We start from the raw sequence: 23,700 nt of genomic DNA on the forward strand, positions 1-23,700 counted from the left end.
AAGAGGGGTTTGATTAGGCTATGAAGAAATGGCTACGTAACTGGCGCTTGTTTTCTCTTTTCAGTGTGATGGCGCTTCTGTTAGCCGGCTGTGGAAAGCCGTTTTTATCGACGCTTCAGCCGGCAGGCGAAGTAGCAGACATGCAATATTCGCTGATGCTGCTTAGCACGGCCATTATGGTTCTCGTTATTGTTGTTGTAACGATTATCTTTGTATACGTTGTCATTCGATTCCGGCAACGTAAGGGCGAGGAAAACAAAATTCCTAAACAAGTGGAAGGAAGCCATAAACTTGAAATCATTTGGACTGTCATTCCAATTATTCTATTGCTTATCTTGGCAGTTCCAACGGTTTCCGCAACGTTTAAGCTGGCGGATGTCAAGCCGATGAATAAAGAAAAGCGCGATAAAGATACGCTTGTTGTCAATGTTCGTGCAAACCTTTATTGGTGGGAATTTGAATATCCAGACTATGGGGTTATCACAAGTCAAGATTTAGTCGTTCCAACCAACGAACGGGTATATTTTAATCTAAAAGCATCCGATGTAAAACACTCGTTCTGGATTCCAGCCGTTGGTGGAAAAATGGATACAAATACAGAGAACAAAAACCAATTCTGGCTTGAGTTTGACCAAAAAGCGGCTGACAAAGCAGGCGGCGTTTTCTACGGTAAATGTGCGGAGCTTTGCGGTCCTTCCCATGCATTGATGGACTTCAAAGTAAAAGCAGTTCCTAGAAAAGAATTCGATCAATGGATTGAAAAAATGAAAAATGCGAAACCGGTTGTTACGGATCCGGTTGCTAAGCAAGGAGAAGCAATTTTCAATAAAAGCTGTATTGGCTGTCACGCTGTTACTCCAGTTGACAAACGTCCGGAACAAGCGCGTACAGCGCCAAACTTGGCCAACTTTGGCGATCGCGAGCGCATTGCTGGCATTTTAGATCACAATGAAGAAAACTTAAAGAAATGGTTGAGAGATCCTGAAAGTGTAAAACCTGGAAACAAAATGACAGGTACATATGGTAAATTAACAGAAGAGCAAATTAATGCTCTTGCGAAATATTTAATGAGCTTAAAAGTAGAGTAAAAGAGATTGAACAAAGGGAGGTTTCACTGTGAGTACCTTAGCACGTAAAAAGGGTGTCGGTGCCGTTATTTGGGATTATCTGACAACGGTAGACCATAAAAAAATCGCCCATCTTTATTTGATTGCTGGTGGTCTTTTCTTCATAATGGGCGGTATTGAGGCACTGCTCATCCGCATTCAGCTGGCAAAGCCGAACAATGATTTTCTAGTCGGTGGTTTATATAACCAAGTATTAACCATGCACGGTACGACAATGATTTTCTTGGCAGCGATGCCTCTTGTTTTCGCAATGATGAACGCAGTTGTTCCGATTCAGATTGGTGCGCGTGACGTCGCGTTCCCATTCTTAAACGCGTTAGGTTTTTGGTTGTTCTTCTTCGGCGGTCTTTTCTTGAACTGTTCTTGGTTTTTAGGTGGAGCGCCAGACGCTGGCTGGACATCATACGCGTCATTATCTCTTGAATCAGCAACCCATGGCATTGATTTTTACGTGCTCGGTTTGCAAATTTCCGGTTTTGGTACAATAATGGGAGGGATCAACTTCCTTGTCACGATTATTAACATGCGTGCTCCGGGCATGACGTACATGCGCATGCCGATGTTCGTATGGGCGACGTTTGTTACTTCTGCGCTTATTCTGTTTGCCTTCCCGCCGCTTACCGTTGGTTTCATTTTTATGATGATGGATCGTTTGTTTGGCGGTAATTTCTTTAACCCGGCTGCGGGCGGAAATACGATCATTTGGGAGCATTTATTCTGGATTTTCGGGCATCCGGAAGTGTATATTCTTGTACTGCCGGCGTTCGGTATTTTCTCGGAAATTTTTGCGACGTTCTCCAAAAAGCGTCTATTCGGTTATTCTTCCATGGTGTTTGCGACTGTGTTAATCGGATTTTTAGGATTCATGGTATGGGCACACCATATGTTTACAACCGGTATGGGGCCAGTTGCGAACGCAATTTTTGCGGTTGCGACGATGGCAATTGCTGTTCCTACAGGTATTAAAATCTTTAACTGGCTCTTTACGATGTGGGGCGGAAATATCCGATTTACAACACCGATGCATTATGCGGTCGCGTTCATTCCGTCTTTCGTCATGGGCGGTGTAACAGGAGTAATGAACGCAGCAGCAGCAGCGGATTATCAATATCATGACAGTTATTTCGTTGTAGCGCACTTCCACTATGTTATCGTCGGTGGGGTTGTGTTTGCTCTATTAGCAGGCTCCCATTATTGGTGGCCAAAAATGTTCGGTAAAATGTTAAATGAAACACTTGGTAAAATTACATTCTGGCTATTCTTTATCGGTTTCCATTTAACATTCTTCATTCAGCATTTCCTTGGATTAATGGGAATGCCGCGCCGCGTCTTTACGTACTTGCCGAACCAAGGTTGGGAAACAGGCAACCTTATCAGTACGATTGGTGCATTCTTTATGGCAGCAGCAACGGTAATTCTTTTAATTAATATTGTCATTACAACGGTAAAAGGCGAAAAAGCGGAAGCGGATGCTTGGGGAGACGGCCGTACGCTCGAATGGGCGGTTTCATCGCCACCTCCGGTATATAATTTTGCGCAAACTCCGCTTGTACGTGGGCTGGATGCATATTGGATTGAAAAAATGGAAGGAAAGAAAGAGCTGACACCAGCCGAACCGCTTGGGGACATTCATATGCCAAACTCTTCCTTCCTGCCGTTTATCATTTCATTTGGTTTGTTTGTTGCTGCATTCGGTTTTACGTACCACAACGATTATTCTTGGGGATTGCCAGTCGGCATTATCGGATTGCTGATTACATTTGGTTCGATGTTCTTGCGTTCGGTAATTGATGATCACGGATTCCATATTCATAAAGAAGAAGTTCTTGAATTGGAGAAAAAGGGGGCTAAAGCATAATGCAAGTGGAAGAAAAATTAACAGCGGAAACGTTCCCGTCTTCACCAGAAAGAGCCACCCTCGAAGGAAAAAATAAATTTATTGGTTTTTGGTTATTCTTAGGGGGAGAGACGGTTCTTTTCGCCTCCCTCTTTGCTACCTACTTGGCGCTGAAAGATAAGACCGCCGGTGGGCCTTCCGCGGAAGAATTGTTTCAAATGCCGCTTGTGTTTGTGGCAACGATGCTTCTTTTAACGAGCAGTTTAACAAGCGTCTATGCGATTTATCATATGAAAAATTTCGATTTTAAGAAAATGATGCTTTGGTTTGGCATCACCGTCTTGTTAGGGGCAGGATTTTTGGGGTTGGAAATTTACGAGTTTAATGAATACGTTCATGAAGGCCACGTATTCACGAAAAGTGCATTTGCTTCTGCATTTTATACGTTAGTCGGAACGCATGGAAGCCACGTTGCGTTCGGGCTGTCCTGGATTTTGACATTAATGATTCGCAATGCCAAACGCGGGTTAAACTTGTATAACGCGCCAAAATTTTATGTGGCAAGTTTATATTGGCACTTTATCGACGTTGTATGGGTATTCATTTTTACCGTCGTATACCTAATGGGAATGGTGGGGTGAATATATGGTGAATCAAACAAACTCCGGAAACGAGCGTGTTGATTTAGCATATCGCCGCAGAAAAAACGCGGAGGAAATGAAACATCAAGTTATTTCCTTTGTATTAATGATTTTGCTAACATTAATTTCGTTTGCTGCGGTCGGTTATGATGAATTTTCTCATTGGTTTTCAATTCCATTTATTCTTCTTCTTGCAGTAGTGCAAGTAGCATTCCAATTGTACTATTTCATGCATATGAGCCATAAAGGACACGAACTTCCAGCGCTGTTTATTTACGCAGGTGTATTTGTTGCGTTTCTTACCGTTTGGGCGTTTGTGACGGTGGTTTGGTGGTAAAAAAAAGGGGAAATCAGCGTATTGCTGATTCCCCTTTTCAACATGGAATAAGAAATGACTACATGGAATAAGAAATGACTATAATAGTATAATGTTGCTTGAAAAGAATTGAGGTGAACATAATGATTGCATCGTTGCAAATGTTCGGATTCCGTGCATTGTGGAGCCCGTTTTTTCTTTTGTTTCTCTTATGCATCGCGGTTATGTATATGCTTATTGTTGGCCCATGGCATCATAAATTTACAAAAGAAGGGCCAGCTACACCGAAACAAAAAGTTTATTTTTTAACAGGGATTGTTCTTCTTTACCTTTGTAAAGGATCGCCGCTTGATTTGCTTAGCCATTTGATGTTTAGCGCACATATGATCCAAATGGCTATATTATATCTGATGATTCCACAGTGTTTTATTTTAGGAATTCCAAACTGGTTATATGAACGCATGTTCGAAGTGAGAGCGGTGAAAGGAATTTTTTTGTTCTTTACCAAACCATTTGTTGCCCTCCTATTGTTTAATGGATTGTTTTCGTTTTACCACGTTCCATTGATTTTTGATTTTCTTAACACCAATGCCTTATATCATGCGGTCGTCACGACTGCCATTTTTATCGTAGCGTTTTTTATGTGGTGGCCGCTAGTAAACAAATTGCCGCAATGGCAAACACTTTCAGGCCTAAGAAAGGTTGGATTTATTTTCGCTGATGGGGTATTGTTGACGCCGGCATGCGCATTAATTATTTTTGCGAATTCGCCGTTGTACCAAACGTTTACAGACCCACAAACATGGCTTACTTCCTTACAATTATGTGTTCCGAAAGGAACATTAGCGTCGTTGAATTTAACTGGTCCGCAAATGTTTTTATCGATGCCACCGCTGTATGATCAGCAGCTTGGCGGCGTGCTAATGAAAATTATTCAAGAGATTGTGTACGGCACAATGTTATTTTTCATTTTTATTGACTGGTATCGAAAAGAGCGGGAAAAAGAGTCGGTGGAAACCATTATCTCTCCACAGCCAGGCAAGTAATAATGAATAGAGAAAAAAGCGGATAACGTGAAAGGGGAAACAGAATGCCGATTTTACCGACGATCAGCACGGGCTGTATTGTCATTAGTGCAGCATTAGTAGCGTATGGATGGTATTTAATACGGAGGAGAAACATTGATGCCCATAAAAAGGTAATGTTAACTGCAGCGATGTTCGCTTTATTGTTTTTTATTATTTATTTATCGCGAACGATTTTTATTGGGAACACGAGTTTTGGCGGTCCTGACAATGTGAAAGTGTATTATACGATCTTTCTTGTGTTTCATATTATTTTGGCTATGGCTGGAGCAATTTTTGGCATTGTCACACTTTGGACGGGCTTAAAAGATGTACGGGCCCGTCATAGACGGCTTGGGCCGGTTACCAGTGTCATATGGTTTTTTACAGCTATAACCGGTGTTGTTGTTTATTTGCTTCTTTACGTATTTTATAAAGGCGGGGAAACGACGTCGATGATTAAGGCGATTTTAGGTTTTTAAACCCTGCGGCCGTTTTGTCGGGTTTTTTCTTCATAGTGGCAGCTTGAGGAAAAACGGCATATATTTTATTTATAAAACATCCGATGATTGGTGTGAGGCGAGAAAGCAGGAGGGAGATAGGGATGAAAACGGTTGCCGCCCGCCTCCGCAAATGGAGTGCCGCACAAGCTACGCTGCACACGATTGTGATGATGTGTCTGCAAGGCCGAAATGAAATCATCGCTGATGATTGTGAAGTTCATGTCGTTGTTACCGATGATGGCCGCTGTACGGTTACAGTATCATTAGTGATGAAGCAAGAAGGACCGCTTCTTTTATTGTGCCAGCAAATACAAAAGCATATTGCAGAGGAAATCGCATTTATGACTCCTTTTACCGTGAATGCAGTACATGTAGTGGTGAAACGCTTGGCGATATAAAAACGCATGAGAAATTGCTCATGCGTTTTTATATTGATATGGGCTAATTTCGCGGCAACAGTTTTTCTTCCTGGAAACTAGCCATTTAGTCTTGAATTTTGTCAAGCTCTTCTTTCACTTGCACTAAAATCGCTTGACATTGATTGACAAGGGAAGAAGGGAAATGTTCATCCTCCCCGTATTCGACGCCGTGCGGATAATAATATTTGCCTAAAATAGGAGTAAGCAATTTGATCAAGGCATAGCGGGAATCGACGTCTCCCTCGACCGCATATCCTTGCACGCGCAGATAAAAAATATCTCCCTTGATTTGGAATTTGCGGTCGTATGTAACTCTTTCATAGTCCCATTGGGCGGCTCTAACGAATCCAAATCGTTCCATTACGTCATCTAAGCGAGAAAGCTCGACGGTTTGATTTTCAATTCCAGTATTTTCAAATTTCATCTCTATTCCTCCTAACAACACGATATGCTAGTACGCGAAAAAGAAGATATTCCTTCATTTATAATAGTATGAAAGTGGTTGGATTTTCAATGAATTGTTTACTATTTTGCGGCATTTTTCCATTTGAAATAAATTTTAATTGTTATTTTTTTAAAATTTGGTGAAACTAAAAGCGAAAAGGTGGAGGCATAAGCCATGAAAAACTTATGCTTGTTTTATTATTCATTGCAGGAAATGGGGAGCCGGCACGCCAAGTATGGATTGTCATTTACGATGATGAAAAATTTTGGAATGCGTTACCGTACAGCTGGAGAAAATATTGCTGCAGGTCAGCGCACTCCGCAAGAAGTAGTCAACGCATGGATGAATAGCCAGGCCATCGTGCCAATATTTTAAACAAAAATTTTACTCATATTGGAGTCGGTTATGCAAAAGGCAGTTCATAAGGCCATTATTGGACACAAATGTTCATTGGGAAATAGCTAACTAAATATTTAAGGAGAGAAGGATCATGCAAACAGTGCGTGATGTGATGACAACCAATGTGGAATATTGCACACCTGTCGATAACGTATACGAAGTAGCAGTAAAAATGCGTGATTTAAACGTTGGGGCGATTCCGGTCGTTGATCATGGACGATTGATCGGAATGATTACAGACCGTGATTTAGTCGTGCGCGGAATCGCCGAAAAGCGACCAGGTTCTACCCAAGTGACGGAAGTAATGAGCGATCAATTAATTACAGTAACTCCTGATGCTTCTGTACAAGAAGCGGCAGAGCAAATGGCGCGTCATCAAATCCGCCGTCTTCCGGTGGTGGAAAACGGCCAGCTTGTAGGGATCGTTTCCCTTGGCGACCTTGCCACAAACCGTTATTCCGATGAAAGCGCGGGTCGGGCATTAACCGAAATTTCGGAACGGGATTTTCTTCATTAAAACGCAATTAGTTCGTATAGGCGAATTCCCCTGAAAGAGCGGGGGATTCGTTTTCTTTTTGCGTTTTTTTGCGGTGGGAAAAAGGCTATAATGACAATAGGATATCTTTTTCGGAAAGCGAGAGTTGCCATGTGAAATGGTTTTTCCTTGTTTTGTTATTATTAATTGGATTTTATTATTTTGCACCAAGTCCCTCTCCACTTAGCCCGCCGCAAGAAGAATCGAACAAACATATTGTAAAGGAACCGAAGGTCGAAAGCGGCATTGTTTCGCTGATTGGAAAAACAGAAAAAGATGTAAAAAAGAAGTTTGGCACGCCAACCAGAATCGACGCTTCTGCCTATGACTATGAATGGTGGATTTATAATCGAAAGGCGAGCGAATACTTCCAAATAGGGATGATGGACGGAAAGGTTGTTACGGCATTTGTATGCGGAGAACATGTAAATGCAAAACCGTTTTACATTGGTCAACCACTTTCGGAATTATTTAAAATGATGCCTGTTTTGTCCAATGTGGAAATAAAATTAAGCACGGGAACATACCGCTTCGAGTTATCGGAACAAGATTATGCCTCTCGACCGATTGTCAAAATCGGTGATGTCTATGCGCAATTATATGTCGATCGTTTTACGGGAAAGGTTTCAAGCATTCGTCTAATGACAAAGGAAACATTTGTAAAAATACGGCCGTATGAGCTTGTATACCGCGGCATCTTGCCTAATCCCGCTCCTTTATCCGCAAAAAAGCAGCGGGAAGTCGAATTGGCGAACGCAAGGCAAATTTTTGATATTACGAATGTCATCCGGCACCGCCATCGCGTAGATCCGGTCCGCTGGCATGAGAAAGCGGCAATCGCCGCTTACATGCATAGCAAAGATATGCAAGACCATCATTTTTTCTCTCATGAATCGCCAAAGCACGGAGATCTGCAAGATCGACTATTGAAGGCAAATATAAAATTTCAAATGGCTGGGGAAAATATTGCCGCGCATCAGGTGGACGGCATTGAAGCAGTAGAGGAGTGGCTGAACAGCAAAAGTCATCGCGAAACATTATTAAACGAGCAATTTACTGATCTTGGCGTTGGCGTTTCCGGTGATTATTATACGCAAGACTTTTTAAAGACGTGGGAACAAAAGGAATGATGACTTTTCCATTATGGTGGAAAAAATGGGCGCACGTCAATCCAATATATGCGATAGTATATGGTAGATAGGCATGAGTGGATAAAGGGGGAGTAGGTATTCGATGGCCAAACATCTACATCCTTCGGTGGAAAAGTTTAAGCAGTTTGTAAAAAAACATCCGAAAATTATTCAGGAAGTACGCAGCGGAAAAAAGACGTGGAAAGAGTTTTACGAAGATTGGTATTTATTTGGCGAGGACGATGAAATGTGGGAATCGTATAAACAAGAGCAGTCACCGGCGAAGCAAAAAGAGAAAGGAGGCAGCAAATGGCTTGAGAAAATTTCTAATATATTGCAAAATATGGACTCAGATGAGGTACAGAAACATTTGGAGAGCGTTCAGCAAGCGATTGCTGCCATCCAAAATATTATTACTCAATTTCAAGGGCCGGAAAAGCAGCATATAAGTGCGGCAAAAGATGAACATCCATTTTCGTTTCGCAAAGATTAAGGGGGGCGCCAATGAGGAAAGAAGTAATGCAATATATTCGCCAGAAAAAAATGCTGCAATCGTTTATTCGCGAACAGCCGCGTTGGTATCGCCTTCTCTCCCGCTACCCGCACAAGCTGCCTTCGTTTGAGTTAGAAGCGCTGCATTACTATAAGCAGACGATTCCGCATAAAGTAGAGAAAATCGCTAATTCTTTGCAGATGGCTTCCTTAATGCTGCATATGTTTCAGGCGATGCGTGACTAATTTTTTGCAAAAAGGCAAAGACTATTTCTCAAAGGAGTGATGTCTTTGCCGCAAAGAATAATGATGTTATGTTTATTTTTCGTAGTTTTGTTAGGCGCGTGCGGGAATGATAAACCGACGCCGCAAACAAATATGCCTAACGTCGTACACGCGATGACAGGAGTCAGCAAATCGTTCCAGGTTAAACATCGTGTAAAAGGGAAAGACGTATTGATTGAGTGCGTCGCTGCCAATTTTCCGTTCCAAAAAGGGAAAAATGGCGGGCATATTAACGTCTATTTAAACGGCCAGAAAATCAATGAGGTATATACAGCAGCATTTATGTTGCGCGGATTACCGGCCGGAAAACATGTCGTCCGGCTTGAACTCGTTTATAATGATGGAAAAGTCACTGGAATGTTGCATGAATTTTCCGTAACGATTCCATAAGAGAGGTCTGACGGGGAGGTCAGACTTTTTTTTATGTTAACCGCCTGTTCAACTGATCCTCCTCACTTCTCATTTTCCTTCTTCTCATGGTATCATTACAGTGGAGGTGCTAATTACGTGATTATTGCAACTCTCGAGCGCATCGAGATTTTAGATAAAGCAGAAGCATTAGCGAAAATGGTTGTACAATCGGAAGTGGCGGAAGAATACCGCCGCTGCTTGCAACGGCTGAAGCAAGACCGCGTTGCCCAAGATATTATCGCTCGTTTTGCGAAAGCGAAGGAGCGATATGAAGAGGTGCAGCGCTTTGGAAAGTATCATCCTGATTATTATCAAGTGATGAAAGAAGTACGTGAAGCAAAGCGCGAGCTTGATTTTCACGAGACGATTGCCGCTTTTAAAAAAGCGGAAAACGCGGTTCAGGAGCTGCTGGACGAGATTAGTGTCTTAATTGGCAAGGCGGTATCCGAGCAAATTAAAGTCCCAACGGGAAACCCGTACTTTTTGTCCGCAAGCTGTTCTGGCGGCTGCGGAGCGGGAGGAAGCTGCGGTTGCCGCATATAGCATAAAAAGGGGAATGGTGATATGTTTCCAAAACGACAAGGAATTATCGTTTGGCTTCATTCATTGAAGCATAGTAGACATTTGCGGAAATTCGGCAACATTCATTATATTTCGAAACGGTTAAAATATGTCGTTTTATATTGCGATATGGAGCAAGTCGATGAAATGATGAAAAAGCTTGCTTCCTTACCGTTTGTCAAACGGGTAGAACCATCTTACCGCCCATTTTTAAAGTTGGAGTTTGAATCCAAAGAGGAAAAGGAAAAAGACTCCTCTTATCCGTTAGGATATTCGACCGACTAAGAGAGGCTGACCCGGTAGGCGGCTAATCCGGCCTTTAAGTCAGCCTCTCTTCTTTTTCCTATTGAAGGGGAGGGATAAAGCGGTTCATTCGCATAATGCCGATTAAATGCTGGTAATATAGATCCAATTCTGCGAAAAGGGTGGAAGGTTTTACTTCCAAATGAATAATCTCCGTTCCCAGCTCTTTCGCCAGCTGGGCAAATAGCTCATAGCGCTTGTTTGGTTTTACAGATGGATTAGGAATCCCTTCGCGGCAGATGTAAAGCGGCTGGAAATCCCCTGGATCGGTCGGATGCAGGACGACGACGCAGGACGTTACCGGTTTTCCGTTTTTCACTGTATGAAAAGCAAAAAGCCCGGATAAACGATGGCGATTTGCTCGGGCCAGCTCTATTAATTCATATATATCCGAATAGCCTTCACCTAGCTCGATAAAACGCTGAATCATGGATATCCCCCTTATGATATGGTTCATACATAACTTTAATCATTGTTTAGCAAAATTTCAAATAAAAATTTCGCGTTTGTTTCCAAAACAAAAAAAAGCCCTGCAGCACTTTGTCTGCAGGGATCCTTTACATTTGCTTTCCTCCGCGCATCGGAGGAACAAGCAAACGAAAGGAAAAGAAAAGGGAGAGGAGAAACCGGAGGAAGAACTTATGGGGAAACGTAAGTCTTCTCCGTGGTTGGCAACAACATCCGCGTGGATGTTGTCATTACTCATTATGGACAGTCTGTTGATTTCTATACATGCCACTATGAAAAATTCGCCTGTTTTACTATAATAAAGTTTATGATAGGATTAACGTTGAATAGCATCAAAGTTAAAACGTGGTGAAAAGCGATGAGAGTCATTTCCGGAAAATGTAAAGGCAGACATCTGCAAGCGGTTCCAGGAATGTCGACGAGACCAACAACGGATAAAGTGAAGGAAGCAATATTTAATATGATCGGTCCGTATTTTTCCGGCGGTGTTGGCCTTGACTTATTCGGCGGTAGCGGTGGTCTTGGAATTGAAGCATTAAGCCGTGGGCTCGATCTGGTCATTTTTGTCGACTATGACGCCAAGGCGGTGAAAACGATCAAAAAAAACGTAGCGGCATGCGGACTGCAAGATCAGGCCGAAATATATCGAAATGATGCCGAACGGGCGTTAAAGGCGATTGTCAAACGCGGGCTTTGCTTTCATGTGATTTTTCTTGATCCGCCATACAAAGAGCAAAAGTTGCCATCGCTTCTTTCCTTTATTGATGCGCATCATCTTCTGGAAAAAGACGGTGTTGTCGTTGCCGAACATGCTGCGGAAATACGCCTTCCTGAACAGATAGGAGGCCTGTACAAATGGAAACAGGAGACGTATGGGATTACCGCGGTTTCGATTTACCGGTATACGGATGAGGAGAAAGGGGAATAGGAAAATGGCGAGCATTGCAGTTTGTCCAGGAAGCTTTGACCCAGTTACATATGGCCATTTAGATATTATTAAAAGGGGCGCAAAGGTGTTTGATCGAGTGTATGTGGCGGTTTTGAACAACTCTTCCAAGAAACCGCTGTTTTCCGTAGAAGAGCGGATAGAGCTATTGCGGGAGGTCACGCGTCCGTTTCCTAATGTATATGTAGAGTCGTTCCACGGCCTGCTTGTCGACTATGCGCGCAGCAAAAACGCCAATGCCATTTTACGTGGGCTGCGAGCTGTTTCTGACTTTGAATACGAAATGCAAATCACGTCGATGAACCGTGTCCTTGATGAAAACATCGAAACGTTTTTTATGATGACAAACAGCCAGTACGCTTTTTTAAGTTCGAGCATTGTGAAAGAAGTAGCAAAATATAACGGCGATATTTCCGATTTAGTGCCGCCTGTCGTCGAAGAAGCGCTGAAAAGGAAATTTGCTGCTATTGCTTCCAACGGGGATGGCAATTAACAGCTGACTTAAAAGAGCGTTTCTTTTAAGTCAGCCTCGTCTTATTTGGCGCTATTGCTTTTTTTTGGGCATAGCCGCAGCAGTAAGCCATATATAAAGGCATAAAAAGGAGATAGTCACAATCGGTCCGAACTGCTGCATCAGCTTCCAGTAATTGTTCCATCCGCTGGCGGAATGAACCGCGAAAAACGCTGGGATGGCCCCTGCGTTGTTGCCAACGGTTTGCAAATAAAGAGGCTTCCACAATATATATGTAAAGCAAGCGGCAAAGCATCCGTGCATCATCCGCGCAATAAAAAACGGTTTGAAGCGGATATTCGCTTCGGCGAGAATGCTTGCGACTTGCGCCTGTACGGAAAATCCGCCAAAGGCAAGAACAAAGCTTGTTGCGATTGCTTTTTGCAGCAGTTCGGCTTCATCGGTTTGGCTGATCATTTGACTGCCGAGCGTAATTTCGAATAGGCCGGAAATCATTGGAATGCTAAGTTCTTCGGGCATTTGTAACAAGTGAAGGACATACTGAAAAATAAGAGCGATATGTTCTGTAATATGCATCATGTAAAGCAGTTTATTAACGACAGAAAAAAGAATGATAAATCCGCCGATCATTAATAATGTTTGGACGGAGGATCGTACGGCGTCTCCTAACAATTTTCCAAGGGGCTGTTCGTTTTTTAGGCGCGTTTCATGAAGAACACGGAAAGCGTAAGGAAGGGAAAACGCGCGACGCGGCCGTTTTGGTCTTTCTTTTTCTTCTGCTTTGCCGTGAAACCTCATGATCATGCCTACACAGATGTTTCCCATATAGTGGGAAGCGGCTAAAATAAGACCAAGATTCGGATTATGAAAAAATCCGACCGACACCGCACCGAAAATAAATAATGGGTTGGACGAATTGGTGAATGAAGCGAGCCGTTCTGCTTCGATCGCAGAAATTTGTTTTTCCTGATAGAGACGAGCAGTTAATTTTGCCCCTGATGGATATCCCGATGCCATTCCCATCGCCCAGGCGAAGCCACCGACGCCGGGAACGCGAAAAAGAGGGCGCATGAGCGGCTCTAGTAAAACGCCAAGCAAATTCACCACGCCAAAGCTGATTAATAATTCGGAGACAATAAAAAAGGGTAATAGTGATGGAAATACCACTTCCCACCACATATTTAAACCGCGAATCGACGCTTCTAATGATTGCTGTGGGTAACAAATTAAGGAAAAGGCGAATAAAGTGACAGCTGAAGCGAGAAAGATGGTTTTTGCTTTTTGCTTCATATTTGTTCTGCCTCCGGCCGAAGACAATTTCTCTCCCCCCTTTGAACGTCTTATTGCGATGTACAACCTCATATAATCTAATATACGAGTATAGGGGGAAGTTTTAGACCATAAGATAGGACCATGAACGCCATACGGAAGGGGGAGGCAGAGTGTTTCCGAAAATTGGATTGGCGTTAGGTTCAGGAGGAGCAAGAGGATTTGCCCATCTTGGTGTGCTGAAGGTATTGGAAGAGGAGGGCATTCCAATTTCTTATATAGCAGGAAGCAGCATCGGAGCGCTTGTCGCTGCCTTGTATGCGAGCGGCCTCGGCCTTGATCGTTTATATAAGCTCGCAAAATCGTTTCGCCGCAATGATTTTATCGACTTGACGATCCCGAAAATGGGATTAATTTCTGGAAAACGAATTACCGAGTTTATCCGGCTTCTCACTAAAGGAAAACAAATAGAGGAACTAGCGATTCCGGTAGCAATTGTCGCTACCGACTTGAAGACAGGAAAAAAGGTGGTGTTTCGTCAAGGTGAGGTAGCCCGCGCGGTACGGGCCAGCATTTCCATTCCCGGTATTTTTGTTCCTGCAGAGATCGGCGGGCGACTGCTTGTAGATGGAGGGGTAGTCGACCGTGTCCCCGTTTCCGTTGTCCGTGAAATGGGCGCGGATATGGTCATTGCTGTTGATGTGTCACCACTGAATGTAAATGGGGAAATTACTTCCATATTCGATGTTATTTTACAAAGTCTTGATATTTTGCAGGACGAAATCGTCTCTCATCGGCGGCTTTCCTCGGATGTGATGATTCGTCCGCGTTTGGAGCAATATAGTTCCCGTGCATTCACTCATGTCGAAGAGATTATCGCGGCCGGAGAACAGGAGGCAAAAAAAGATCTAGCAAAAATTCGCCAAGCAATTGAAAAGTGGAAGGAGCATTCGTGCTGATGAAGAAACGAACATATGCGATGGCGTTTTTCTTTGGCGTCATCATAGCATTACTAGCTATTTTTATTAAGCTTCCCTACTATGTGACGATGCCCGGAAGCGCACAAGATTTAAAACCGCTCGTTCATGTGGAGCACGGCGATGATGATGCGGGGACGTTCATGTTAACGACCGTGAGAATGGGAAGAGCGAATGCCATCTCCTATCTTCTTGCCCATGCTCGTCCGTTTTATGAACTTTATCCGCTTGAGGAAATTAAACAAGAAGGGGAAACAGATGAAGAATACACGATGCGCCAGCTTCAGCTGATGGAGCAGTCAAAGGAAGCGGCGATTGCTGTTGCCTATAAAAAAGCCGGCAAGCCTGTTTCCTATAAAACAAAAGGGGTATATGTGATGAGCGTGTTGCCGCATATGCCGGCGGAAGGACAGTTAAAAGTCGGCGACCGCATTGTGGCAATCAACGGAAAAAAGATGACTACATCGGACCAGATGGTAAAATATATCCGCGCAAAGAAAAAAGGCGATAAAATTCATGTTACATTTGTTCGCGGCAAAAAACAAAGAGAAGCGACGCTGGCGTTAATGCCATTCCCGCATGAGCCGAAACAAATCGGCATTGGGATTTCACTCGCAACTGATTATGACATCGTTACAAATCCGCCTGTCCGCGTTGACTCTGAACAAATCGGCGGACCATCGGCCGGGTTAATGTTTTCTCTGGAAATTTATAACCAATTAGTGAAGGAAGATATTACGAAAGGACATAAAATTGCCGGCACTGGCACGATTAATATGGAAGGAGAAGTCGGTCCAATTGGCGGCATCTCACAAAAAATTGTCGCCGCTGACCGCGAAGGAGCGGAAATTTTCTTTGCTCCTAATGAACATGGCGCGGCTGATTCAAACTATCGCGAAGCAGTGAAAACAGCGAAAAAAATTGGGACAAAGATGAAAATTGTCCCGGTCGATACGTTTGATGATGCCATCCGCTATTTAAAACAGATGCAATAGTTTCGCTGTTTGTCGGTGGTTGCTACAGTTGAATCGGAGCGGTTGCGTATTCTTCCTTCAGCACCTGTGTGCGAAGCGGTTCGGGGAATATAGCGGCATAAGCAGAAGCCGCTTTTTTTTCCTGCCGGTAAATCGGGTCATTCTTTAATTTTGCCACTTTCGTGACGAGCGGCAATAATAAATGTTTTTTCACATGCTGCAAGTAGCGGCGCCCGTTTTCCGTCATGCCAAGCAAACGAATGTATGTCGGCGCTTCCGCCTGGTTTTGTTGTTCTTTTGTAAAATTCGTCAAAATATGGGTGCATGTTCGCTGCAACCGCGTCCATGTATATCTCTTTGTTTTCACCTTATCGATCAACGCAGAAAACGTTGAAGCGGTGGCGATTGCTTGCTTTAGGCGGTATTCAATTCCTTCTTCGACGCCGGCGATTTCGCGAAGTTCTGCTTCTTCTGCCGTCATGATGCGGTATTTTAAAAACGGGAAATAGACTTCCCATTCATGAAGGGTGCCGTATGTTTCCGTATATTGCCTTAATACTTGTTTCGTCGCAGCCGGTATATACGGAGCGATCATTTCCAGCCTGCCAGCCGATCCTTGCAGCGTCTTCCGCAGGCTGGTTGCACTGGCGATGGATGGATGCGAAAAGGTTTCATCATGGTAGTTGGAAGCGATGCGGCGAATCGTACGCGGTACGATTGGAAGTTGGTTTTGTAAAATCGATTTCACATAAGCGAAGCCGAGCATATTGTTTGGTTTTGCTAAGTCAAGCGAAGCAAGGCCGAATCGTTTCCAGGCTTCCGCGTTGGCCTGTGGGTAGCTGAGTCCTTTTTGCAGCGCTTCCTGTACATAACGGTCATGTTCCTCTTTTTGCTTCAAAAATGTTTTGGCTGCGTCAAGAAATGCCGTTATATCTCCATTTTCGCTTCCAAAACAAATTTCCGCGCAATGTAACGCATAAAGGAGCATCACCGCGCCGTTAGCGAACCGCTCCGCCGCTTGCACGGCAAACGCATATGGCAGTTCGATCACGATATCGACACCAGCTGCGAGCGCCATTTTCGTACGCGCCCATTTCGATACGAGCGCCGGCTCCCCACGCTGCAGAAAATTTCCGCTCATCACGGCAATGACACAATCGGCCCCAGTTTGTTTTTTTGTTTCCTGCAGGTGGTACCAATGTCCGTTATGGAACGGATTATACTCGACAATAATTCCAGCCGCTTTCATTTGCCTTCTCCCTAATCATTATTTTATCGAGCAAGGTGATAAATTGTACGGAAACTGACAACAATTATACTGTAAAGAAAAAATATTGACAAATAAAGAAATGAAACGTATAATTTTCTTTGTTGTCTTGAGGTGATTTTTTATGAAATGGACTGTTCATCAACTGCAGCAGTTTCAACATAGGGAAATGCCGATTGACGAATATGTCGATGTTTCCGATTTAAAGCAAATTGATACATTGATCCGAGATATTTCACCCGTGCATGTACAAGGAAAGGCGGATATTGGCCCGACTAAATTCACTTTTCATCTGTCCGTGTCGGGGACGATGGTGCTACCTTGTTCGCGGACGTTGGTCGACGTTTCGTACCCATTTTCCATTGAAACGACGGAAACGTTTTTTACAAATGATTATGATATCGTATCGACAGATGAAGATACACATTTAGTAAAAAATGAAACAGTAGATTTGATGCCGATTATTAAAGAACTTATTCTTTTGGAAATTCCGCTGCAAGTGTTTGCGGAAGAAGGAACGGCACAAGGCGGGGCTCCTCAGTCCGGAGAAGGATGGGAAGTCATTCAGGAAGATCGCTGGGAAGAGATGGCGGCAGAACAGGCAAAACAGAAAATCGACCCTCGTCTGGCCGGCCTAGCGAAGTTTTTTGATAAGGATAATAAGGAATAAGCAAAGCACCCGGGTTGAATCCGGATTTTTGCTGATACTTCGACATGCTGATAAGGAGGTGGGAAGCATGGCAGTACCTTTTAGAAGAACATCAAAAACAAGAAAAAGACTGCGCCGCACTCACTTTAAATTGCAAGTGCCAGGCATGGTAGAATGCCCAAATTGCGGTGAAATGAAATTGGCTCACCGCGTCTGCAAATCTTGCGGAACTTACAAAGGAAGAGAAGTTGTCAACAAATAATCTTTCATTAGCAACAAGCACAAGAAAGCAAAAACTTGTGCTTGTTGTTTTTTTATACAGACAATGCAGGAAAATGCGTCCTTAACGCCCAATTGTTTTTTAAAAGGGGGAAAAAGAATATGACAGTAGCGAACATAGAACATGACCGAGATGGGGTTGTTTGGTTTACGATTTGCCGTCCGGAAAAACGCAATGCTATTAACTTCGAAGTAATGGACAAATTAAAAGAAACGATAAAGCTGGTGGAAAATGATAGGCAGGCAAAAATGCTCGTCATCACCGGGACGGGCGAGGAAGCGTTTTGTTCTGGCGGCGATTTAAGCCAATTTCAACATTTACAAGCTGAAAGCGCGAAACAAATGTTAAAAAGGATGGGCGAACTTTTATATTCGTTGCTTACGCTGTCTAAACCAACGGTTGCCTTGATCAATGGCGCTGCGATGGGCGGCGGCTGTGAGTTGGCGTCGGCCTGCGACTTTCGCTACGCGAAATCGGGAAGCAAAATCGGCTTTATTCAAGGAAAGCTAGGAATAACAACCGGGTGGGGCGGAGCAACGATGCTTTTTGAAAAGCTCCCTTACGCGCAAGCGCTGAATATACTGCTGCGCGCCGAAAGAATTCAGGCGGAGACAATGCAAGCATATGGATGGATCGATGCGGTGCTGACCGGCAATGATCTGCGTGAAGAATGTCGACAACTGCTCGCCCCGTACGTATCGCAATCAGTTGCTGTCTTGCGCGCCTATAAGCTGGCGGCGGTAGAAAAATGGAAAAGTGATGAATTCCGCATGAGGTTTTTTGCCGAAATCAGCCGGTGCGCCGAATTATGGGGCTCGGAAGAACATGCCAAAGCAGTGCAGGCTTTTTTGCAGAAATCATAATTTTCCCCTTCTATCTTTTCTATTAGCCGCATACCATATAGTGAAAAAAGTGGCTGTTAGGGAGGGGGAAGGAGATGACAAGTGTACGTCAGGATGCATGGACGCAAGAGGAAGATTTGCTGTTAGCGGAAGTGGTTTTGCGCTATATTCGTGAAGGCGGCACGCAGCTTCAAGCTTTTGAGGAAGTAGGGCGGCGTTTGTCGCGCACGGCAGCTGCGTGCGGTTTTCGCTGGAATTCCTATGTGCGAAAACAGTATAAAGAGGAAATTGAGCTGGCAAAGAGACAGCGGAAGGAGCGCAAAAAAGAAATAGCGGCATCGAATGAAGAAGGGGGGCAAAAGAGGGCGGAAGCAAGATTGGAGAAAAACTTAACATGGTCTGATGTAATCGCGTTTTTGCAAACATACGGGCAAAAAGCGCGCGACTCGCAACGAATAGCAGATGAAAACCGGGCTTTAAAGAAAGATATGGAGCAATTGCAGCAAATGATCACGAAATTACAAGCGGAGAAAGAAGCGTTGCAAAAAGAACTATCAACTATTCAAGCAGAGTATAAAACATTGCTTGCCATTATGGAACGGGCGCGAAAAATGATCGCACTGGAAGAAGAGCAGGGGCAAAACGAAAAAGATGCCCACGAACAAAACCTCGTTCCGGAAAACGCAGAGAAGCCATAAAAGCTGACGACAACGTCAGCTTTTTTTCTTAACGTATAAAGCGCTTGTTTGCTAAAATAGGACTAACTAACATGAATTAGTTGGAAGGCAGGGGGATGTTGTGAAAATTGGCATTGTCGGCGGCGGAGCGATCGGTTTGCTAGTCGCCGCATATCTAGGTAAAGAATATAAAGTCACTGTGTACACAAGGCGCTCGCCGCAAGCAAAGCGATTACAGAATGAGGGATTGCGGCTTGAAAAAAAAGGAGAAACCATGTGCATTTCCATACAGGCGGCGCCATTTGCTGAAGCAGCCATTGATGATGATATTGTATTTATCACGGTGAAGCAATATGATATGTCGTCTGTCCTTGACAACACAGAACGGTTTCGCCACGTTCAAACCATTGTTTTTTTGCAAAATGGAATGGGACATGTGGAAAAGTTAGCTGCTTTTGCCGAAAAAAATGTTGTTGTCGGTGTGGTGGAGCATGGTGCGATAAAACGGGACGATCGTACGGTAGAACATACCGGAATTGGCAAAATCGTGCTAGCCAGCTTATATGGCACATTGCAAGACGTCATGCCTCTAGCAGCAAGATGTATTTCTGATTTTTCGTTTGAAATTGCCGACGACTGGGAGCAAGTACTAGTAAAGAAACTGATCGTCAATGCCGTCATTAATCCATTGACAGCGCTTTTGCGCGTTCCAAACGGAAAGTTGCTGCAAGTAGCGCCATATTACGAAATGATGAAGCTATTGTTTTCCGAATTGCAGCAAGTATTGCCGATTAAAGATGGAGCGGCGGCATGGAAGCATATTGTGAACATTTGTCAAAAAACAGCAGAAAACTATTCATCGATGTACATGGACATCGCGCGACATCGGAAAACGGAAGTAGATGCTATTTTAGGATATGTGTTAAAAAAAGGGGACGAACTTGGCATAGAGTTGCCGCTCTCGCAATTTTTATTTTATGCGATCAAGGGGATGGAAGAAGGGGGAGAAAAACATGGATGAGCTGTTGGCATGGCTGCTCGCGACGTTTGTCACCATGCCGCTATTAGCCTTTTTTCTTGTCTATTTCTTTGCGCGCAAGCTATGGAAAAGAAAACGGAAATCGTTTTATGCGGCAGTAAACGTATCCACGCTGTTTTTTATTGTCGCTGTTCACTTCTTGCTTATGATTCTTTCGGGGAAGTCGTATTTATGGTACATTGTTCTTTTTTTGCTACTGATGCATATGCTGATTGCTATCGGGTATTGGCGGAAAAAGGAGGATTTTCACTTTGCCGTGATTTTCCGCCTGTTTTGGCGGGCCAGCTTCCTATTGTTTTTCATGCTTTACGCCGGCCTTCTCGTTTATGGAATGGTCATAAGAGTGTCTGGCAACTTATAAAAAAACATGCGGCCATCATGAGCAACTGTTTTTTTATTTGCGAAAAAGAAGTGCTATACTCATGAAAGAATATTATATACATAAGACCATAAGAAAGGGAGTTTTTACATGGAGGTTCGCGAGATTTCTTTGGGGGCTACTACATTGTTGGCAACCGATTACATAAACGGCGTTTTTCCAACAGAAAAAGGTTTTTCTTATTCACTCAAAGCCGAGGATGTGTTTTGGAGGCGGCTTTCTGATATAAAAAATAGAGCCTATTTACGCCGCGAACTCGTTGAATATTTGCGCTCCTATCATAAACGGTTTCAGGCAGGCTCCAAAACAATGGAGAATATCGAGAAGCTGCTTGACCGAGAAAGCGTAGTAGTTGTCGGGGGGCAGCAAGCAGGACTATTGACCGGGCCGCTTTATACTATTTACAAGATTATTACGATCATCACGCTTGCGAAAGAACAAGAGAGACAGCTAGGCGTGCCGGTCGTCCCGATTTTTTGGATTGCCGGCGAAGATCATGATATCGCCGAAGTCAATCATGTGTACGTTGTCGAAGGCGGAAAAATGAAAAAAGTGGTTTATCCCCATGCCCCACAGGAAAAACGCATGGTAGCGGACGTACCGCTGGACCGTCAAATTGGTTATGAATGGGTCACTAGTGTCGTCAAAACGTATGGCGAAACAGAAACGACGAATAAGCTGCTCGATTTTCTATTCCGATGTTTAGAAGAATCGCAAACGTTTGTTGACTTTTTCGCTTCGATTGTTTTGCGTCTGTTCGCTTCAGAAGGCTTGGTGGTGCTGAACGCGGCCGATGCCGGGCTGCGTACGCTAGAGAGCGGCTTTTTTACGGTTTTGATCGAGCGCCATCGCGAGATAACGGCTGCGGTATTGCAAAAGCAAGAAGAACTTCGCCGGCTCGGCTATAAACAGATGCTTGATATTCATGCGCATTCTGCGAATTTATTTTATTACGACGGACGAGAGCGCTGGCTGCTCGAATATGACCCGCAGAAAGAAATGTTTCGCAGCAAAAAAGGGAACATAATGTTGGCGAAAGAAGAGTTAATGCAATTGGCCAAAACAAAGCCCGCCTGTTTAAGCAATAATGTCGTGACCCGCCCGCTTATGCAAGAGTTTTTGCTGCCGACGCTGGCGTTTGTGGCCGGTCCCGGGGAAATCGCTTATTGGGCCGAGCTCAAAGAAGCATTTTCCGTCTTTGGTCTGCAAATGCCGCCAGTCGTTCCGCGCGTCCAGATGACGATTGTCGAGCGCTCCATTCAAACGGATTTAGCCGACATTGGCATCGATATTATGGATGTGCTTGAAGGGCGTATCGAAGCGGTAAAACAACAATGGCTGGCTAAAAAGGCCCGCTATCCGCTCGAAGACCTATTCGCCAAAGCGAAGGAGGAAATCGAAAAGATTCACCGTCCGCTTCGGGAAATCGGCATGGAAATTGACCGCGGATTAGCGGGGGTGCTGACGAAAAATGCCGCCTTCGTGCAGGCACAAATCGATTTTCTTCAGCAAACGTTGCAGAAGGCGTTAATACGTAAATATGAGGCGGAGTTGCAAAAATTTTTGCGCGTGGAAATGTCATTAAGACCGGACGGAGCGCCACAGGAGCGGATTTGGAATATTTTCTATTACATTAACAAATACGGATTTGATTTTGTAGAAAAACTTTTACAATTAAACGGCCATTGGAATGGGATGCATAAAATTGTATATATATAATTGTTTTTCAAAGAAAAAGTCGAAAAGAAAAATCCTGTTTGCTGCAGGATTTTTTTTTATGAAAATGAATAGTTAAACAATACAAAAAGAGAGTGGAAATAAAAATAAAAAACATTTGTTCGCAATCTTCAGTGCAGTGTTGAAATGCGACAAAAACAAACAGAAGAAGACGTGTTTTTACAAAAAAAGCTAAAATTTTGTTGTGTTTTGCGGTATAATAAATAAACGATCGACCTGTTAAAAATAAATTTAGCAAGCTAGACTGCGATGGTGCGAATTCTTTTCAAAGAGATAAAGGTGGTGAACATGTGTTTCAACATACAACCGTACTATTAAAAGAAGCAGTAGATGGGCTTCGCATTAAACCAGATGGAACTTATGTCGACTGCACGCTTGGTGGCGGAGGACATAGCGAGTATTTGCTTTCGCAATTGTCGGAAAAAGGCCGGTTGTTTGCTTTCGATCAAGATGATATGGCCATCGAGCATGCGAAGAAGCGATTAGCGCGTTACGAAAAACAAGTAACGTTTATTCATAGAAACTTTCGTTTTCTGCAAGAAGAACTGGCGGCGCGCGGGGTCGAAGAAGTAGACGGGATTTTATTTGATTTAGGAGTGTCCTCGCCGCAGCTCGATATGCCGGAACGCGGCTTTAGCTATCACTATGATGCGCCATTGGATATGCGGATGAACCGCGAGCAATCGTTAACGGCGTATGACATCGTTAACCAATGGCCGTATGAGAGGCTCGTTCATATCTTTTTTCATTACGGCGAGGAAAAGTTTTCAAAACAAGTGGCGCGAAAAATTGAAGAAGTGCGCAAAGAAAAGCGAATTGAAACGACGGGGGAGCTAGTCGACATCATTAAAGCGGCGATTCCGGCGCCAGCGAGACGGAGCGGGGGGCATCCTGCGAAACGAATTTTTCAGGCAATCCGCATTGCCGTCAACGATGAGCTGCAAGCATTTAAAGATGCGATTACACAGGCAATTGATTTATTAAAATGCGGTGGAAGAATTAGTGTGATTACGTTTCACTCGCTAGAAGACCGTATTTGTAAAGCGGCTTTTAAAGAAGCAAGCCAAGGTCCGCAGCTTCCTCCCGGACTTCCGCTTATTCCCGATCAGCACCGCCCCGTACTAAAAATCATTACGAAAAAGCCGATCGTTCCTTCTGAAGAAGAAGTAGAACAAAACCATCGCGCGCGTTCCGCAAAGTTGCGCATTGCCGAGAAACTATAAGAGCGATTCTATTCGCTATCAAGAAATGGAAGA

At 43.8% G+C, this 23,700-nt stretch carries 30 protein-coding genes and 1 pseudogene; 27 read left to right on the forward strand and 4 right to left on the reverse strand.

The genetic code is table 11. From position 1 onward, the window contains the following. Window positions 1-20: 20 nt before the first annotated feature. The 7 genes from coxB (at window position 21) to HT574_RS02460 (ending at window position 5,886) form a co-directional block, all read left to right on the forward strand. A complete protein-coding gene (gene coxB, locus HT574_RS02430; protein ID WP_175243342.1) occupies window positions 21-1,088 on the forward strand; it encodes a cytochrome c oxidase subunit II in 1,068 nt (355 codons plus the stop codon). A 28-nt stretch (window positions 1,089-1,116) separates the two neighbouring features. Beyond that, window positions 1,117-2,985: a cytochrome c oxidase subunit I gene (gene ctaD / locus HT574_RS02435; protein WP_175243343.1), complete on the forward strand. Its 1,869-nt coding sequence runs from the start codon at window positions 1,117-1,119 to the stop codon at window positions 2,983-2,985. After that, window positions 2,985-3,605, forward strand: coding sequence for a cytochrome c oxidase subunit III (ctaE, locus tag HT574_RS02440; RefSeq protein WP_017434665.1), 621 nt, complete (start codon window positions 2,985-2,987; stop codon window positions 3,603-3,605). The genes ctaD and ctaE overlap by 1 nt, the downstream gene beginning before the upstream one ends. A gap of 4 nt (window positions 3,606-3,609) precedes the next feature. Continuing rightward, window positions 3,610-3,942, forward strand: a complete 333-nt coding sequence (gene ctaF, locus HT574_RS02445) for a cytochrome c oxidase subunit IVB (protein WP_017434666.1) — start codon at window positions 3,610-3,612, stop codon at window positions 3,940-3,942. Window positions 3,943-4,064: 122 nt separating this feature from the next. Next, window positions 4,065-4,967: a cytochrome c oxidase assembly factor CtaG gene (gene ctaG, locus HT574_RS02450; protein WP_175243344.1), complete on the forward strand. Its 903-nt coding sequence runs from the start codon at window positions 4,065-4,067 to the stop codon at window positions 4,965-4,967. A gap of 44 nt (window positions 4,968-5,011) precedes the next feature. Beyond that, window positions 5,012-5,467: a DUF420 domain-containing protein gene (locus tag HT574_RS02455; RefSeq protein WP_081160321.1), complete on the forward strand. Its 456-nt coding sequence runs from the start codon at window positions 5,012-5,014 to the stop codon at window positions 5,465-5,467. 122 nt (window positions 5,468-5,589) lie between these two features. Continuing rightward, complete coding sequence (locus tag HT574_RS02460) at window positions 5,590-5,886, forward strand: Asp23/Gls24 family envelope stress response protein (RefSeq protein ID WP_175243345.1); 297 nt, start codon at window positions 5,590-5,592, stop codon at window positions 5,884-5,886. 85 nt (window positions 5,887-5,971) lie between these two features. Here the strand turns inward: HT574_RS02460 and HT574_RS02465 are convergent, their stop codons facing one another. Beyond that, window positions 5,972-6,331 (reverse strand): YugN family protein, encoded by a 360-nt coding sequence (locus tag HT574_RS02465; protein WP_175243346.1) that lies wholly within the window; start codon window positions 6,329-6,331, stop codon window positions 5,972-5,974. 255 nt (window positions 6,332-6,586) lie between these two features. Here HT574_RS02465 and HT574_RS02470 point away from each other — a divergent pair. The 8 genes and pseudogenes from HT574_RS02470 to HT574_RS02505 all read left to right on the forward strand — a co-directional run. Next, a pseudogene (locus HT574_RS02470) lies at window positions 6,587-6,777 on the forward strand (CAP domain-containing protein); the annotation flags it as partial. A 65-nt stretch (window positions 6,778-6,842) separates the two neighbouring features. Continuing rightward, window positions 6,843-7,268, forward strand: coding sequence for a CBS domain-containing protein (locus HT574_RS02475; RefSeq protein WP_175243347.1), 426 nt, complete (start codon window positions 6,843-6,845; stop codon window positions 7,266-7,268). Between the two features lie 131 nt (window positions 7,269-7,399). Next, a complete protein-coding gene (locus HT574_RS02480) occupies window positions 7,400-8,416 on the forward strand; it encodes a CAP domain-containing protein (protein ID WP_175243348.1) in 1,017 nt (338 codons plus the stop codon). 103 nt (window positions 8,417-8,519) lie between these two features. Next, window positions 8,520-8,909 (forward strand): YlbD family protein, encoded by a 390-nt coding sequence (locus tag HT574_RS02485; RefSeq protein WP_175243349.1) that lies wholly within the window; start codon window positions 8,520-8,522, stop codon window positions 8,907-8,909. Window positions 8,910-8,920: 11 nt separating this feature from the next. Next, window positions 8,921-9,154, forward strand: a complete 234-nt coding sequence (locus HT574_RS02490; RefSeq protein ID WP_017434676.1) for a YlbE-like family protein — start codon at window positions 8,921-8,923, stop codon at window positions 9,152-9,154. A gap of 39 nt (window positions 9,155-9,193) precedes the next feature. Next, entirely contained in the window at window positions 9,194-9,583 is a 390-nt protein-coding gene (locus tag HT574_RS02495) for a hypothetical protein (protein WP_175243350.1), read from the forward strand. Between the two features lie 117 nt (window positions 9,584-9,700). Further along, a complete protein-coding gene (locus tag HT574_RS02500; RefSeq protein ID WP_309138266.1) occupies window positions 9,701-10,147 on the forward strand; it encodes a YlbF/YmcA family competence regulator in 447 nt (148 codons plus the stop codon). 21 nt (window positions 10,148-10,168) lie between these two features. Further along, window positions 10,169-10,450: a YlbG family protein gene (locus HT574_RS02505; RefSeq protein ID WP_017434679.1), complete on the forward strand. Its 282-nt coding sequence runs from the start codon at window positions 10,169-10,171 to the stop codon at window positions 10,448-10,450. A 58-nt stretch (window positions 10,451-10,508) separates the two neighbouring features. Here the strand turns inward: HT574_RS02505 and HT574_RS02510 are convergent, their stop codons facing one another. Then, window positions 10,509-10,898 (reverse strand): DUF7147 family protein, encoded by a 390-nt coding sequence (locus HT574_RS02510; RefSeq protein WP_017434680.1) that lies wholly within the window; start codon window positions 10,896-10,898, stop codon window positions 10,509-10,511. A gap of 396 nt (window positions 10,899-11,294) precedes the next feature. On the opposite strand from HT574_RS02510, the gene rsmD reads away from it, so the two are divergent. Together rsmD and coaD are read left to right on the forward strand one after the other, a co-directional pair. Next, window positions 11,295-11,864 carry a 16S rRNA (guanine(966)-N(2))-methyltransferase RsmD gene (gene rsmD, locus HT574_RS02515; RefSeq protein ID WP_175243351.1) on the forward strand — a complete coding sequence of 190 codons (570 nt, stop codon included), beginning with the start codon at window positions 11,295-11,297 and terminating at the stop codon, window positions 11,862-11,864. A gap of 4 nt (window positions 11,865-11,868) precedes the next feature. Then, on the forward strand, window positions 11,869-12,375 hold the full coding sequence (gene coaD / locus HT574_RS02520) for a pantetheine-phosphate adenylyltransferase (RefSeq protein ID WP_017434683.1): 507 nt from the start codon (window positions 11,869-11,871) through the stop codon (window positions 12,373-12,375). A 51-nt stretch (window positions 12,376-12,426) separates the two neighbouring features. On the opposite strand, the gene ylbJ is transcribed toward coaD, so the two are convergent. Further along, a complete protein-coding gene (ylbJ, locus tag HT574_RS02525) occupies window positions 12,427-13,644 on the reverse strand; it encodes a sporulation integral membrane protein YlbJ (protein WP_175243772.1) in 1,218 nt (405 codons plus the stop codon). A 152-nt stretch (window positions 13,645-13,796) separates the two neighbouring features. On the opposite strand from ylbJ, the gene HT574_RS02530 reads away from it, so the two are divergent. Both HT574_RS02530 and HT574_RS02535 read left to right on the forward strand, forming a co-directional pair. Then, window positions 13,797-14,582: a patatin-like phospholipase family protein gene (locus HT574_RS02530; RefSeq protein WP_175243352.1), complete on the forward strand. Its 786-nt coding sequence runs from the start codon at window positions 13,797-13,799 to the stop codon at window positions 14,580-14,582. After that, entirely contained in the window at window positions 14,582-15,595 is a 1,014-nt protein-coding gene (locus HT574_RS02535; protein WP_017434686.1) for a SepM family pheromone-processing serine protease, read from the forward strand. Before HT574_RS02530 ends, HT574_RS02535 begins: the two co-directional genes overlap by 1 nt. Before the next feature lie 22 nt (window positions 15,596-15,617). On the opposite strand, the gene HT574_RS02540 is transcribed toward HT574_RS02535, so the two are convergent. Then, window positions 15,618-16,823 (reverse strand): nucleotidyltransferase, encoded by a 1,206-nt coding sequence (locus HT574_RS02540; RefSeq protein ID WP_175243353.1) that lies wholly within the window; start codon window positions 16,821-16,823, stop codon window positions 15,618-15,620. Window positions 16,824-16,965: 142 nt separating this feature from the next. On the opposite strand from HT574_RS02540, the gene HT574_RS02545 reads away from it, so the two are divergent. The 8 genes from HT574_RS02545 (at window position 16,966) to rsmH (ending at window position 23,667) form a co-directional block, all read left to right on the forward strand. Then, window positions 16,966-17,511, forward strand: coding sequence for a YceD family protein (locus HT574_RS02545; protein WP_175243354.1), 546 nt, complete (start codon window positions 16,966-16,968; stop codon window positions 17,509-17,511). Window positions 17,512-17,578: 67 nt separating this feature from the next. Further along, entirely contained in the window at window positions 17,579-17,752 is a 174-nt protein-coding gene (rpmF, locus tag HT574_RS02550) for a 50S ribosomal protein L32 (RefSeq protein ID WP_003251950.1), read from the forward strand. Between the two features lie 119 nt (window positions 17,753-17,871). Beyond that, window positions 17,872-18,633 (forward strand): enoyl-CoA hydratase/isomerase family protein, encoded by a 762-nt coding sequence (locus HT574_RS02555; RefSeq protein WP_175243355.1) that lies wholly within the window; start codon window positions 17,872-17,874, stop codon window positions 18,631-18,633. 74 nt (window positions 18,634-18,707) lie between these two features. Next, window positions 18,708-19,310 carry an RsfA family transcriptional regulator gene (locus HT574_RS02560; RefSeq protein WP_175243356.1) on the forward strand — a complete coding sequence of 201 codons (603 nt, stop codon included), beginning with the start codon at window positions 18,708-18,710 and terminating at the stop codon, window positions 19,308-19,310. Between the two features lie 100 nt (window positions 19,311-19,410). Beyond that, window positions 19,411-20,310 carry a 2-dehydropantoate 2-reductase gene (locus tag HT574_RS02565; protein ID WP_175243357.1) on the forward strand — a complete coding sequence of 300 codons (900 nt, stop codon included), beginning with the start codon at window positions 19,411-19,413 and terminating at the stop codon, window positions 20,308-20,310. Further along, on the forward strand, window positions 20,303-20,689 hold the full coding sequence (locus tag HT574_RS02570) for a DUF3397 domain-containing protein (RefSeq protein ID WP_175243358.1): 387 nt from the start codon (window positions 20,303-20,305) through the stop codon (window positions 20,687-20,689). Before HT574_RS02565 ends, HT574_RS02570 begins: the two co-directional genes overlap by 8 nt. Window positions 20,690-20,797: 108 nt before the next feature. After that, the gene (gene bshC, locus HT574_RS02575; protein WP_175243359.1) at window positions 20,798-22,426 is read left to right on the forward strand and encodes a bacillithiol biosynthesis cysteine-adding enzyme BshC; all 1,629 of its coding nucleotides are present in this window, start codon (window positions 20,798-20,800) and stop codon (window positions 22,424-22,426) included. Between the two features lie 308 nt (window positions 22,427-22,734). After that, on the forward strand, window positions 22,735-23,667 hold the full coding sequence (gene rsmH, locus HT574_RS02580; RefSeq protein ID WP_017434694.1) for a 16S rRNA (cytosine(1402)-N(4))-methyltransferase RsmH: 933 nt from the start codon (window positions 22,735-22,737) through the stop codon (window positions 23,665-23,667). Window positions 23,668-23,700: the final 33 nt, after the last annotated feature.

It is taken from the genome of Parageobacillus sp. VR-IP (genome assembly GCF_013357975.1).
Taxonomy (GTDB): Bacteria; Bacillota; Bacilli; order Bacillales; family Anoxybacillaceae; genus Saccharococcus; species Saccharococcus caldoxylosilyticus.

What these genes read in the sequence shown, in the direction of transcription:
- coxB (WP_175243342.1), top strand. Translation starts at nt 21, where the DNA reads ATGAAGAAATGGCTACGTAACTGGCGCTTGTTTTCTCTTTTCAGTGTG.
- ctaE (WP_017434665.1), top strand. Translation starts at nt 2,985, where the DNA reads ATGCAAGTGGAAGAAAAATTAACAGCGGAAACGTTCCCGTCTTCACCA.
- ctaF (WP_017434666.1), top strand. Translation starts at nt 3,610, where the DNA reads ATGGTGAATCAAACAAACTCCGGAAACGAGCGTGTTGATTTAGCATAT.
- ctaG (WP_175243344.1), top strand. Translation starts at nt 4,065, where the DNA reads ATGATTGCATCGTTGCAAATGTTCGGATTCCGTGCATTGTGGAGCCCG.
- HT574_RS02455 (WP_081160321.1), top strand. Translation starts at nt 5,012, where the DNA reads ATGCCGATTTTACCGACGATCAGCACGGGCTGTATTGTCATTAGTGCA.
- HT574_RS02460 (WP_175243345.1), top strand. Translation starts at nt 5,590, where the DNA reads ATGAAAACGGTTGCCGCCCGCCTCCGCAAATGGAGTGCCGCACAAGCT.
- HT574_RS02465 (WP_175243346.1), bottom strand. Translation starts at nt 6,331, where the DNA reads ATGAAATTTGAAAATACTGGAATTGAAAATCAAACCGTCGAGCTTTCT.
- HT574_RS02475 (WP_175243347.1), top strand. Translation starts at nt 6,843, where the DNA reads ATGCAAACAGTGCGTGATGTGATGACAACCAATGTGGAATATTGCACA.
- HT574_RS02485 (WP_175243349.1), top strand. Translation starts at nt 8,520, where the DNA reads ATGGCCAAACATCTACATCCTTCGGTGGAAAAGTTTAAGCAGTTTGTA.
- HT574_RS02490 (WP_017434676.1), top strand. Translation starts at nt 8,921, where the DNA reads ATGAGGAAAGAAGTAATGCAATATATTCGCCAGAAAAAAATGCTGCAA.
- HT574_RS02495 (WP_175243350.1), top strand. Translation starts at nt 9,194, where the DNA reads ATGTCTTTGCCGCAAAGAATAATGATGTTATGTTTATTTTTCGTAGTT.
- HT574_RS02505 (WP_017434679.1), top strand. Translation starts at nt 10,169, where the DNA reads ATGTTTCCAAAACGACAAGGAATTATCGTTTGGCTTCATTCATTGAAG.
- HT574_RS02510 (WP_017434680.1), bottom strand. Translation starts at nt 10,898, where the DNA reads ATGATTCAGCGTTTTATCGAGCTAGGTGAAGGCTATTCGGATATATAT.
- rsmD (WP_175243351.1), top strand. Translation starts at nt 11,295, where the DNA reads ATGAGAGTCATTTCCGGAAAATGTAAAGGCAGACATCTGCAAGCGGTT.
- coaD (WP_017434683.1), top strand. Translation starts at nt 11,869, where the DNA reads ATGGCGAGCATTGCAGTTTGTCCAGGAAGCTTTGACCCAGTTACATAT.
- ylbJ (WP_175243772.1), bottom strand. Translation starts at nt 13,644, where the DNA reads ATGAAGCAAAAAGCAAAAACCATCTTTCTCGCTTCAGCTGTCACTTTA.
- HT574_RS02535 (WP_017434686.1), top strand. Translation starts at nt 14,582, where the DNA reads ATGAAGAAACGAACATATGCGATGGCGTTTTTCTTTGGCGTCATCATA.
- HT574_RS02540 (WP_175243353.1), bottom strand. Translation starts at nt 16,823, where the DNA reads ATGAAAGCGGCTGGAATTATTGTCGAGTATAATCCGTTCCATAACGGA.
- HT574_RS02545 (WP_175243354.1), top strand. Translation starts at nt 16,966, where the DNA reads ATGAAATGGACTGTTCATCAACTGCAGCAGTTTCAACATAGGGAAATG.
- rpmF (WP_003251950.1), top strand. Translation starts at nt 17,579, where the DNA reads ATGGCAGTACCTTTTAGAAGAACATCAAAAACAAGAAAAAGACTGCGC.
- HT574_RS02555 (WP_175243355.1), top strand. Translation starts at nt 17,872, where the DNA reads ATGACAGTAGCGAACATAGAACATGACCGAGATGGGGTTGTTTGGTTT.
- HT574_RS02560 (WP_175243356.1), top strand. Translation starts at nt 18,708, where the DNA reads ATGACAAGTGTACGTCAGGATGCATGGACGCAAGAGGAAGATTTGCTG.
- HT574_RS02570 (WP_175243358.1), top strand. Translation starts at nt 20,303, where the DNA reads ATGGATGAGCTGTTGGCATGGCTGCTCGCGACGTTTGTCACCATGCCG.
- bshC (WP_175243359.1), top strand. Translation starts at nt 20,798, where the DNA reads ATGGAGGTTCGCGAGATTTCTTTGGGGGCTACTACATTGTTGGCAACC.